The 12,261-nt window shown below is 28.4% G+C and carries 15 protein-coding genes; 1 reads left to right on the top strand and 14 read right to left on the bottom strand.

From position 1 onward, the window contains the following. Genes PG912_RS05005 through PG912_RS04990 form a run of 4 tightly spaced genes read right to left on the bottom strand, consistent with a single transcriptional unit; the run spans position 1 to position 2,889 of the window. Entirely contained in the window at positions 1-921 is a 921-nt protein-coding gene (locus tag PG912_RS05005; protein WP_275688721.1) for an AraC family transcriptional regulator, read from the bottom strand. A 2-nt stretch (positions 922-923) separates the two neighbouring features. Continuing rightward, positions 924-1,280, bottom strand: a complete 357-nt coding sequence (locus PG912_RS05000; protein WP_275688720.1) for a hypothetical protein — start codon at positions 1,278-1,280, stop codon at positions 924-926. A gap of 57 nt (positions 1,281-1,337) precedes the next feature. Beyond that, complete coding sequence (locus PG912_RS04995) at positions 1,338-1,592, bottom strand: hypothetical protein (protein WP_275688719.1); 255 nt, start codon at positions 1,590-1,592, stop codon at positions 1,338-1,340. Then, on the bottom strand, positions 1,585-2,889 hold the full coding sequence (locus PG912_RS04990) for an NAD(P)/FAD-dependent oxidoreductase (RefSeq protein WP_275688718.1): 1,305 nt from the start codon (positions 2,887-2,889) through the stop codon (positions 1,585-1,587). The genes PG912_RS04995 and PG912_RS04990 overlap by 8 nt, the downstream gene beginning before the upstream one ends. Positions 2,890-2,996: 107 nt before the next feature. Here PG912_RS04990 and PG912_RS04985 point away from each other — a divergent pair, with 107 nt between their 5' ends. Next, the gene (locus tag PG912_RS04985) at positions 2,997-3,422 is read left to right on the top strand and encodes a DUF7738 domain-containing protein (RefSeq protein ID WP_275688717.1); all 426 of its coding nucleotides are present in this window, start codon (positions 2,997-2,999) and stop codon (positions 3,420-3,422) included. 1 nt (position 3,423) lies between these two features. On the opposite strand, the gene PG912_RS04980 is transcribed toward PG912_RS04985, so the two are convergent. The 10 genes from PG912_RS04980 to PG912_RS04935 form a co-directional block, all read right to left on the bottom strand. Then, a complete protein-coding gene (locus tag PG912_RS04980; RefSeq protein WP_275688716.1) occupies positions 3,424-3,951 on the bottom strand; it encodes a hypothetical protein in 528 nt (175 codons plus the stop codon). Between the two features lie 162 nt (positions 3,952-4,113). Next, positions 4,114-5,358 (bottom strand): hypothetical protein, encoded by a 1,245-nt coding sequence (locus tag PG912_RS04975; protein WP_275688715.1) that lies wholly within the window; start codon positions 5,356-5,358, stop codon positions 4,114-4,116. Between the two features lie 23 nt (positions 5,359-5,381). Further along, entirely contained in the window at positions 5,382-6,734 is a 1,353-nt protein-coding gene (locus tag PG912_RS04970) for a hypothetical protein (RefSeq protein WP_275688714.1), read from the bottom strand. Between the two features lie 196 nt (positions 6,735-6,930). Then, the gene (locus PG912_RS04965) at positions 6,931-7,308 is read right to left on the bottom strand and encodes a hypothetical protein (protein ID WP_275688713.1); all 378 of its coding nucleotides are present in this window, start codon (positions 7,306-7,308) and stop codon (positions 6,931-6,933) included. Between the two features lie 342 nt (positions 7,309-7,650). Further along, on the bottom strand, positions 7,651-8,028 hold the full coding sequence (locus PG912_RS04960) for a hypothetical protein (RefSeq protein WP_275688712.1): 378 nt from the start codon (positions 8,026-8,028) through the stop codon (positions 7,651-7,653). 321 nt (positions 8,029-8,349) lie between these two features. Further along, positions 8,350-8,622, bottom strand: a complete 273-nt coding sequence (locus PG912_RS04955) for a S41 family peptidase (RefSeq protein WP_275688711.1) — start codon at positions 8,620-8,622, stop codon at positions 8,350-8,352. Beyond that, the gene (locus PG912_RS04950) at positions 8,612-9,700 is read right to left on the bottom strand and encodes a S41 family peptidase (protein WP_275688710.1); all 1,089 of its coding nucleotides are present in this window, start codon (positions 9,698-9,700) and stop codon (positions 8,612-8,614) included. Before PG912_RS04950 ends, PG912_RS04955 begins: the two co-directional genes overlap by 11 nt. 146 nt (positions 9,701-9,846) lie before the next feature. Then, positions 9,847-10,164 (bottom strand): hypothetical protein, encoded by a 318-nt coding sequence (locus tag PG912_RS04945; RefSeq protein WP_260585127.1) that lies wholly within the window; start codon positions 10,162-10,164, stop codon positions 9,847-9,849. Positions 10,165-10,291: 127 nt separating this feature from the next. Beyond that, on the bottom strand, positions 10,292-11,032 hold the full coding sequence (locus PG912_RS04940) for a LytR/AlgR family response regulator transcription factor (protein ID WP_275688709.1): 741 nt from the start codon (positions 11,030-11,032) through the stop codon (positions 10,292-10,294). After that, complete coding sequence (locus PG912_RS04935; RefSeq protein ID WP_275688708.1) at positions 11,025-12,248, bottom strand: sensor histidine kinase; 1,224 nt, start codon at positions 12,246-12,248, stop codon at positions 11,025-11,027. The genes PG912_RS04940 and PG912_RS04935 overlap by 8 nt, the downstream gene beginning before the upstream one ends. Positions 12,249-12,261: the final 13 nt, after the last annotated feature.

Here is a 12,261-nt window from a genome sequence, read left to right as displayed (position 1 = left end):
TTATTGAATAGGAATACAAATATCTACAATACATTTTCCTTCGGGATGCTCTTCAGGGTTGTTATAATAAATTCCAAAAGGATCTTGATCGGCTTTTTTAAAACCATGTTCACTCATCCATACAAAGTTATTTTCCCATGCTTTTTGAAACTCAGATATATTAATTTCTAAATGAGAAACAATACATTTAGTTTTAGGTAACGTTCTTAAATTTACTTCACCATCCGTTTTCACTAACCTATTTAATGTCATACAAGCACTCATACGTATTTTATCTTCGTCAGTAATTTTTGGGCTGTCATGATAAATTGTTACCATTCGCAAATCTTTTTGTTGCATTAAGCCTTTCGGAAAAGCCCATTGCATTAACCTCTTATAAACATCTCCAATTAAATCCATCTTTCCTTGATGACTTATATATGCTAGCTGCAATTCAGGTACAATTTTAACTTCAGTAGTTGCATTCATTTTTAACCAATTTAAAGAATTATTAACATTACAAATATACTGTTCAAAAGATGTTGTTACTTGTCCGTTCTTGCTTTCTGATTTAGATATTTCACTAAATTTATATTCACTTTCTTTTTTGAATTCAACAGGACTCATTCCATAAAATTTCTTAAATGTTCTTGAAAATGAAGATAAACTTGCAAACCCTACTTTTTCTGCAACTAAGGTTATAGATAGTTCTTTTTGATGCAATAAAAATGATGCTGCTTTTTCTATCCGCTTTCTAGTTATAAAATTATTTAGGGTTTCTCCTGTTACTGTCAAAAAAAGTCGATGAAAATGAAATCTAGAAAAATATGCTTTCAAGGCAACGTCTTCTAAAGTTAATTTTTCATGTAAATGCTCTTCAATATAAGCAATTGCTTTACTTATTCTTATAACTGTTTTTGATGTTATTTTTTTAGAAGACATTTTTAATTTTTATTATTTTTTTGAAGGATTAAAAATATAAAACCACTTATAAAATATAAAAATACATCTAGTATATCGGCAGTATATCTCGGGTGAAATTTAGGTAAAATATATTCATATAATAATGCGTATAAGCTACAAATATATAAAACAATCCAAAGAGGAATTTGATACTTTTTATTTTGCTTACTCCATCTTAAAATAAATAAACTACCTATTAAAATAATTGGAATTATTAAAAAATCATTCAAATAAAATTGAATAATTTTTGGCAAATTAAAATTTAGTTTTTGAGCAAAATACACACTTGTTCCTAAAAACAATGAAAATATAAAGTAAATAGGCAGTACTTTTTTCATGCTACCCAGCGGCTACCATTGTTACAAACCAAGCCAAAGCGCCACCGATTATACTCACTAATAAAAAAGCGGAATATAAAATCCAGCCAATAATTTTATATAAAAAAAAGGATGTTGTTTTAAACGTTCGGCTAAATTGGGATTATCAATTTCATGCTGCGCTTCAACTACACGTTCTAGTTTTTGTTTTTCTATTTTTATTTCTACCTTTTTTTTATGCGATATTAATTCTCCACAGCTTTTACAATAATCAGCATCCGAAGTAAAAACCTCACATTTACTACACTTAATACTTCTAGATATTTTAGCCATTTTCTTTATTAAATGAATATTTATTTTTGTTTTTATACGGACGAATAATTAACCTCGTTTCTCTATCAAAACGAATATAATTATACATCCAATTCATAAATACAATTACTTTATTTCTAAAACCTATTAAAGAGAATAAATGCACAAACATCCAAACAAACCATGCAAAAACTCCTTGAAATTTTAATCTTGGTAAATCTACTACTGCTTTATTTCGCCCAATAGTTGCCATCGCTCCTTTATCATTATATTTAAAAGCTTTAAGTTTTTTTCCTTTAAATTTTGCTAAAACATTTTTAGCCAATAAAGTTCCTTGCTGAATGGCTGGTTGCGCCATCATTGGGTGCCCATGTTTATAATCTTCCGTTTGCATACAAGCTACATCTCCTACCGCATACACATTTTTATAACCTATTACCTTGTTATATTCATCAACCTTAAATCGGTTTGCTCTTTCAACTAAACATTCTTGCTGTAAACCATTAATAGCACCTCCTTTTACTCCTGCAGCCCAAATTACCGTTTCTGCATTAAAATTATCGTGACCATTTGTTGTTACCGTGGTTCCGTTATAATCTAAAACTCGAAGATCTTTCCAGACATCAACGCCTAATTTTATTAAGAAATCTTCGGCTTTTTCTGATGCTTTAGCACTCATTCCTTTTAATAATTCGCCAGAACTTTGAATCAAATTAATTTTCATCAATCGGATATCTAAATCAGGATAGTCTTTAGGTAGAATTCCTTTTTTCATTTCTGCCAATGCACCTGCTAATTCCACGCCTGTTGGCCCTCCGCCAACAATGACAAAATTCATTAAAGCTCTTCGTTTTTCTAAATCGGTTTCTAATAATGCTTCTTCAAAATTTTCTAACACCAAACTACGGATATTTAATGCTTGTGGAACCGATTTCATTTCCATCGCATACTTTTTGATATTTGTATTTCCGAAAAAATTTGTGGTAGATCCTGTTGCTATTATCAACTCATCGTACACTAAATTACCAATAGTTGTTTCAATTATATTTTGATCCGCATTAATATTGGTAACTTCCGCCAAGCGGAAAAAGAAATTTTCAACATCATTAAAACGCTTCCGTAACGGAAAAGCAATACTATCTGGCTCTAACCCACCAGTAGCAACTTGGTATAATAATGGTTGAAAAGTATGGTAGTTATGTTTGTCTATTAAAACGACTTGAAGTTCTTGTTCTTCTAATCCTCTTGCAGCAGCTAAACCTGCAAATCCTCCACCAATAATTACAATTCTAGGAAAACTTGTTTGAGGTATATTCATTTTAAATTATTTTATTTCAGAACAACAAATTTAACTAAAAATTAGATTTTATTCTTTAAATTTGCTTACAAGTTAACACAACTATCCCTTTATAAAAACACGCTACTATGTTTAATTTTTTAAGAAAGAAAAAAGTGAAAGGTTTAGTTATTAAATGCGATACTGATGTTATTGTAGTTAACGAAAAACCAATTACTTTTCCGACCGATTATGCTACTTTAATTACTGTATTAGGAAAGCCAGATAGAGAGCTTCAAAAATCTAATAACTATATGTTTTGGGATAAATATGGTGTATTTTGTGGCTATACAGATAAAGATGCTATTTTATCTATCAATGTGTATCAAAACAAGTTGGATAAAAGTGAATACAATACCAAAAATCAATTTAACGGGAAATTGTTTTTAAATGATGAAGAAATTACCAACAACGAATTCGGAAAAGTTTCTTTGGGTAAAATAGCTATTCACAGATTAGGAAGTGAAAACGAAATTCGTTTTGGTTTTAGTTTAGGAATTAATAAAAACTATTAATTTACAATTCTCTTTTTAATTGCTGTATCGGTTTATTTGTATTGATTAAATTTGTGATTAATATTTTCCTTAATACTTCAATATCTTCTTCAAAATATTTTGCCCATTTATATTCGTTAAACAATGTTTGAATTTGTTTTAACCGTTGATGGGCTAAAGTTGAAGTCATTAAAAAAACTTCTTTTTTTACTTTATTTTTTAATCGTTTAACTTTCGCTTGTTTTAGTAAAAAATCTACTTCTAAGTAAAATACTTTATCGGTATTATTTAATGGATAAAAATCATTCCATTTTGCAAAACCTACGTAATAATTTTGACTTTTATATGTTTCAATTCCTTTAATTTTCCAACGACAATTAGCAACCCTTCCCCAATGATTTGAATAACGAAAAACTCCAGCATCTATGTAAAAATATAAACTCCCCGATTTACTTTGATAGTGTGCAGATTTATCTTTAAAAAAATCTATTGACTGAGATTCAAATTCACAATAAGTATATCTAAAAAAATTAAATTTATGAAATTTCATGCTTCAAAAATAAGTAAAGTCCCCGACTTTTGATGAACCCTTATTATAAAAAAAACCGAATTGCTTTTAAACAATTCGGTTTCAAATAATCAAAGATATTTTTATTTAAGTAATCCTTTTTAAATCATGATCCTTTTTACTTGAATCAAACAATAAAAAGTCTTATTCATCTAAATAATCTTCTAAAACTGTGATCCACCCCTTAACTGGATCTAACAATAATTTTTCTGTGTTTGCAGTATATTCTAATTGAATAGTACCTTTTGCTACTGGATCAATATTTTGCCCGTCTTTATGAGCCCAAACAGTAACTTTTAAATCATATGTTTTTCCTTGTTGTAATTTATCTTGTGTTTGTCTTAACAATTCTAAAAAAGCATAATCAGCTAAATTATTAGAACGATTAATAGTTACTTTTGGATAATGGAAATAAAAGTCATTTTCATAATCATCTAATTGAGGTATGTTTTTAGAATATTTTGTACTTTTTCTTCTTAAAACTTCTCTATCTGTTGTTACTCCTGCCATTTCATAAGTAATATTAAACCAAGAACCTGGGTGAGATATTGACAATGGCATATCGAAATAAGGTTTATATGCTACAGTAGAACCTAACTCTTGCTTAGTAATAAAATTAGCAGCTTTTTCTACTGGTTGGTTTGCCTTTGAACTCTTTAAGTAATGTGTTGCTTTTGCAAAAGCCACTTTACCATGGTAATTTTTATACGTATCAAAACGCATTAATTTCTTTTTTGTTTTCGCTACTTTTAACGAATTTAAGTCGCTAATCATCATATCTATTTTAGCTTGTGCTGTTTCAATATCCCAAGTATCTAAGTCTGCTTTGTTTTTAGCCATTACCTCAATTACAGTTCTTTTAGAATCTAATGGAACCGATTCTTCATATTTATTTAAAGACCTACTTGTTTGTTGTGTTTGTGCTATAACGCCTGGGGCTATTTCGAATATTTCAATGTATGATTTTGCTCCTGTAGAAACCCATTCAAAAAACATTTTAACCTGTTTTTTGTTAAAATAACTTTCTTTAAAGTTCATTTTTAATTGTGGTTTCTCACTTTTTTTTTCCCAGTAATGTAATTCATTCACAATTTTCCCACCATCTTCTTTTACAAACTTAATACCAAATGTACTTTTATCTATTAAACCGTAGTATTCGCCACTTAATCCCATTTCATCATTCACACTATTTAAATGACTAAAAGTACCTGATGATGACCCTGCTGTTTTAGATTTTTTCGAAGATTTCGTTGATCTAGAAGATTTTTTACTGCTCTTTTTAGAACTTACTTTTTTTAATAATTTACCAAATTGCGCATTAGTTTCGGTTGTGTTTCCTAAAAATAATACTGCACTTAAAGCACATGTTAATAATAATTGTTTTTTCATAATTATTGTTTTTTATTGTTGAATTAAAAATTTAATTTTATTGATTTCACTTGTTTTGTCACCCTTCCATTATCTCCTTTTGCTCCACTTCTTCCTCTACTTGCATGAGAATATTTCGGCGCACCTCCTTTACCACCATTTCCTCCTTGGTTATTAAGAACAATATTTAATTTTACTACTGATGGATCTTTTATTAAAAGAATATTACCACCTGCTCCACCAGAACCACCATTTCCTCCATTTGGCGAACCATCACGTCCTTCAAAGCCACCCATACCGCCACCACCTTGATTGTTTATAATCAATTTCGTGTAAGTAGTTAACTTATAACGTGCAACATGCTTTTCTTTTGTGGTATTATAAATATCTATTTTATTTAATTTAATGCCAGTTTGTTTATGAGTAACTGTTTTAACTTTTATCGTTAAATTATCACCTCTACCTGCATGTTGACCATTTTTACCTTGAGAAACATGTACATATTTATGACGTTCATGCCCCCAAAAACCTGATTGATTTACTTGAATAGATAAGTTATTTGTGGTGTTAATATGCTTCGTAGCATTTAATGTTGGGTGATATTTTGATATTGCTTTAATCGTTATTCTGTCCTGCTTTAACGACTTTGCATCTTCATCTACTCGAACCTCATCAATAGTACTACTACATCCTTTATTTTTAAGTGTAAAATCACTCCAAGGAAGTTTTCCTCCTAAATTTTTTGTAGACAGCTTACTTCCATCCTTTAACGTAGCCACAATGCCGTATTTAATAGCTTCTGAAAAATGAGCTACTTTTTTAGGACTATTTAACAATTTGATTTCAATTTTACTTACCTGCTTGTTTTGCAGTGAATTTTTCTTTCTTTCGGCTTCTGCAATGGCTCCTTTCTGTTCTTTTACCTCTGCTCTTGCATTTGTTTGATTTTTAAATACTGCTGTCGCATAGCTTGCTACCAGTTTATTTAACTCTTTATAGTTTTTAGATAAACTTCCGTTTTTAGAAAACACATATTTTGTAGTCGCTTCTTCTTTTCCATTCCAACTATAATAAATACCTATATCATCTATAAATGTTAATCGATAAGTAGAAAAATTAAAATAAGCTGGATGACCTGGTACGTCTGGTTTAAAATTTTCATCTAAAATACCTGCTCTTTTTACTAAAACGTTACTTACGTTTTTTGCTGTCTTGGTAATTTGAATTGGCCACTGTTTTTTAACCTTAACCATTTTATATTTACCATACGATATTTTCTCTACTTTAAAAACGGTATATTTTCCTGATTGGAATGTTGCTACAATTTCATTTTGATTTTTTTGTGCCTGACCTACAATTGCCAAAAACATTAAAAGGATTGAAAGAAATTTTTTCATTTTAACTATTGTTATCTATTTGATTACTACGAGGCAAATAAAATTTAATTTTAGATAAATAGCATTAAATTACTTCCCAATGAACCTTTTTTACTTCCGAGTTAAAAACTGAAAAACAGCTAGTTATCATTTAAAAACAAAAAAAACTCCGTTTATAAAAAACGGAGTTGATTTATTCTTGTTAAGAAAGAAGTGCTTAAAGATCTTGTACTTTTGTTGCTTGAGCTGTTGTTGTTGCTCCATTGCCATCCTTTGCAACAACTTTTACTATTACATCTTTACCATCTCTATCATAAGTAACTGTTAAATCGTGGTCACTTTCTAAATCGCTTCCCTCTAACTCGTCGTTTACATACAAGTCGTAGACTACTTTATCTCCATCAGGATCAACTGCCTCTGTCCATGAAACAACTAAAGAACTAACTGGAGTTGGTGATACAATTACGGTTCTAGGTTGATTAGCATCTGTTAAAGTAACTGTAAACTCTCTTGGTGCTCTATTTACATCATCATCACTACATGACATGAAGGCAAATACACTAAAGCAAATTAATAATACTTTTAAATTTTTCATCTTTGTGGGTTTTTAAATAATAAAATCAAAGGTGCAGCTATTAATCATGGTACTTCTTATTTTGTTTCCTAACGAAACATAAATCTTTCCGAATAACAAACAACTATCATTTTACTCCCTATATTTTACAATTATAATTTATAATCATTACATTTTTATATAAAAAAACTCCGTTTATAAAAACGAAGTTAATAATGCTCTTATTAAACATTTGATTATCCTTTTCTGTCATTCCCAAACCTTATAGCTTTATCTCTAATATGTTTAAGAATTTTCAATGAATATTAGTTAATGAGTTAAGTTATAAACATTGATAACTAATTTGGCTAAATAGTTTTAAAACTAAGGATGAATAACATTTACCACTTTTGTAGCCTGTGCTGTTGTTTTGGCTCCATTTTCATCTTTTGCAACAACTTTTACAATTACATCATCTCCAGTTACCTCGTAAGATACTGTGGCTTCTCTTTTACCATTTAAATCACTTTCTTCTATAACATCATTTACATAAATATCATAAACAACATCATCTCCATCTGGATCAACAGCTTCTGTCCATATTACTCCTAGATAACGAACTGGAGTTGGCGAAGATGTTCTACTACTAACATCCGATAAAGTAACTGTAAACTCTCTTGGTGCTCTATTTACATCATCATCACTACATGACATGAAGGCAAATACACTAAAACATATTAATAATGCTTTTAAATTTTTCATCTTTGTGGGTTTTTAAATAATAAAATCAAAGGTGCAGCTATTAATCATGGTACTTCTTATTTTGTTTCCTAACGAAACATAAATCTTTCCGAATAACAAACAGCTATAATTTTACACCCTATATTTCACAATTATAATTTATAATCATTACATTTTTATAAAAAAACTCCGTTTATAAAAACGAAGTTAATAATGTTCTTATTAAACATTTGATTATCCTTTTCTGCCATTCCCAAACCTTATAGCTTTATCTCTAATATGTTTAAGAATTTTCAATGAACACTATTTTGCCTATTTATCATATACTTTGTTAGCCTTTTTTTACTTTATCCAATATAGTGCATCTTTTAATGCATCTTTTTTAGTTTGAATATCTGGATAAACAGGTTCTAAAAGGTTTACATTACCATTTGCTCCAATATCATAAGTTGAACTTACATAAATGTAATTGCCAGAATTGGGAAGAGTAAAATCAATTACTTCTCCAAAGTCATTTGTTAGTTCTCCTGTTGCCGAGCCAATTAAAGTACTTAATTTGTACGTTTTTATAGCATCTGCTAAAAAATTAGCACTAGAAAAAGTGCTAGGTACCAATTAGAACACATGTTTTGCCAGTAAAATAGTTTTTAGGCTTTAATGGTTGAATTAACCCTTTCTCAAACGATTCTATAATTGATTGGTTTTTAGCTTGATAATATTGTGTCATAAACTCTTCTCCAAAATTATCTTCGTAGTTAGCATTTCTGTAAGCTAGTTTAGCTTGATTACTAACTTTCCAATATCTACCACTCGACTGCTGATAGTAGGTTCTAGTAATGTAAGACAGTAATAAATCATTTAGTCTAGAATCTCCACCAGAGTTTTCTCTAATATCGATTATAAGTTTATTAATACTTTTATCCTTAATTTCTTTAAAGGTTTGTTCTAGAAATTTATTAAAAGCATGATAGTCTGTACAACTATTATAAGTAATAAGTCCAATGTCGTCTTTGACTATCTCAAAAATGTAATTCTCCTTTTGTTGATTCTGGCTTATAAATGCATTCAATTCCGACACTCCTATACCTGGCACATCTATTTCACCATCAGATAACTTCAAGGAATATGGCGCTGAAATTTCATCCATAAAAAACAAATACAAAGGGAATACTTTTTCTAAAGAGACGTCTTTAAAGGATTTAAGCCCTCCTATATAGGTCAAACATTCTTTGTATAATTTAACTATTGGAACTCCGTTTATTGATTCAACAAATACACCTTTCATTATATCTTGATTAGCAGACCGTGTAACGGTTAGATATTTATAGTTATCTGATAATTTCCCCGTGAAAGGAATGAATTTATGCGACATTAATTCAGGGAATAATTTCTCATTTTGCCAATCCATAGCAGTATGCCCACTACTCATTTGTGCTGCTAGTTTCATTCCTGTTGCTACAAAACTTTTAAGAGAAATTGAATCTTTATTGAAATTGTTCAACAATTCATTTTTGTTTTGGTTGAATTGTTCTTTTTCTATTTTAAAGTAAGGATTATAGTGAATTTCTTCTATAGTTTTTATCAGATAGTTAATATCTGCAACTGCTTTTTCAGTTGAAATATAAGCTTTGTTTTGACTAAATCCAGTAGTTGTTATTAAAGTAAAAATAGCGCTTACAAATATTGATTTCATTCTATTTTAAATTATGGTTCAAAAATGAAGGAATTTGTTATAAGATTCATCCTCTTATTTCCGAATGAATCAATAATATTTCCAAAGAAAAAAAACCAAAACTAATTTCTAGTTTTGGTTTTAACAAGGTTAAATAATTCCTTAAATTATAATTTTGAAAGCTTTAATGTTTTACCACAATGCTTACTTTCTATTTTGAAAATAACATTTCCTTTTCTTCCTTTGTTTGCCCAACGTACTTCCTTACCTACTTTACATGAAATACTTGTTTTAGACCCTCTGTTTAGACTTACAAAACCAGTACCTGTATAAATAGAAACTTTGCCTTTTGTATCATTGATTAAATAAATACCACTACCTAGTTCTACTTCTTTTACCCTGTTTTCTTCTATGGTAGAATTACTTACTACATTAAATGACATTAAACCTATTACAGCTACTATTACTAATATTACTTTTTTCATTTTTATTATTTTTAATTATCACTCAAAAATGACTTTTTTAAATCAAAAGCAATCAATATTGTTTCCCAATAGTTTAATATTCTTTCCAAAGAAAAACCCAATTACTTTAAAACTCGTGCTTTTTAAATTACGTATAAAAAAGTGTTTCAAACGCTTCTTTATAACTTTTACTTACCGGTACTTTAAATTGAGAATCTAGTATTACTTCTTTTTCTTTTTTTGAATATGTTTCAATTTTCTCTGTATTGATAATCCATGACCTATGCAGTCTTATAAACTCTGTATGATCACATAATAGGTTTTCATAATAACTTAACTTCTTTGCAACCATATATTTTTTGTTATTTTTCATATGCAATATAGAATACATTCTATCTGCTTCAATACTATATATATCGTTTATATTTACAATTGCATAATCTGTTTTATATGGTATTGCTATTTTGGTTATTTTCTTTCTGTTCTCTTGTAATAAATCAATTCTAGCTGATTGCGTGTTGTTTTCAATACTTTTTTCGGCTTTTTTTATAGCCTTTTCTAACAACGATATATCAATCGGTTTTAAAAGATAATCTATTGCAGTTACTTGAAATGCTTTTATAGCATAACTGTCATAGGCTGTTATAAAGATAATATGAAAATTAATTTCATCAAATTCACTTAATAATTGAAATCCGTTTTTTTGAGGCATTTCAATATCTAAAAAAACAATTTGAGGTTGGTGTTTCTTTATTGCTTTTACAGCCTCATCAACATTAGCGGCTTCAGCTAAAATATTTACATTACCGCAAAAGTCATTTAATAAAAATCTTAAATTTTCTCTTGCGTTTATTTCATCGTCTACGAGTATTGCGCTAATTTTATTCATCTAATAAAGTATATGGTATTTTTACGAGTACTTTGTTGCCAAATTTTGTAGTTTCATAACTAAAACCAATATCTGTTTTATAATATTCTTTTAACAGTACCAATCTTTTATTAAGTATTTCTCTTGATGACATTTCTTGTTCTTGAGAAATATTTCGAATTCCATTATCGAGTATTTTACAAACTAATGTCTCTTTTTCTAAATAAAAGCTTATTGTTATTATTTTATCTCCTGTAGCAACGTGTAATAATCGATATCGAATTGCTTCTTCTATATAGGGTTGAATTATCATTGATGGAATTTTAATTTCTCCATCGAAATCGAGTTCTTCAATAGTAAATAAAAATTGATCACCAAATCGTAACTTTTCTAATTCTAAATAATTTTTAACAATAGATAACTCTGTGTTCAACTCTACAAAACTATCGTTACTTGTTTTTAAATTTTGTCGCATAAGAGATGAGAATTTTGTAAAAAAATCATAGGCTTCTATTTTATCATCTTTTAAAATTAAATTCTGAATTGAATTCATTGTATTAAACATAAAATGAGGATTCATTTGCGCTTTTAACGTTTGCAACCTTAATAGGTTTAATTCATTTTCTTTCTGCTTTTCTAATTTTAAGTAAGCTTTTTTTAATTTAATTTTACTTACTAATAGCTTCTCTTCCTTTTTTTTATTTAATGCTTCTGAATAATTTAAAATAACAAAGGTTCCTAAAAAAACACAAAAAACTAACACAGGTAGTATCATGTTTTTAGGATAAATATTTAAAAATAAATTAGGAATAAAGTACAAACAAAAACACAGCAATAAAAAAAGAATGTTTATCCATTTTTTTTCAATAAACAATATTCCTATTAACGGATAAACAAAATAAAAATTTTCTATTAATAATAATGGTGTAGTAAAGTTTGCAAAAACAAATGTTATCCCTATTATAGAAGCTATAAAAACAACCCTTGCCAATGTATACTTTTTAATTTTTTGACAATAAAAAATAACACCGATTAAAACATAAGAAATTCCATGTAAAATTAAACTCTCTTTAATTTCTCTATCAAATAACAAATCAAACATTGTTATGATAATAATCATAATACACCATGTACTACAAAAAGCATTTAAAAGTCTTATTTTTTTGTATTCGTTGTCTTTTTTAGACGTTACTCCTACATTTAAGAAAGAGTGATATATTTTTAAAAAATTATTCATGTAATTAAAAAAG

This window comes from Tenacibaculum retecalamus, from assembly GCF_027941755.1.
Classification (GTDB): domain Bacteria; phylum Bacteroidota; class Bacteroidia; order Flavobacteriales; family Flavobacteriaceae; genus Polaribacter; species Polaribacter haliotis_B.
The sequence above is the reverse complement of the archived record's forward strand: the minus strand, read 5'-3'. Positions and strand labels throughout refer to the sequence as shown.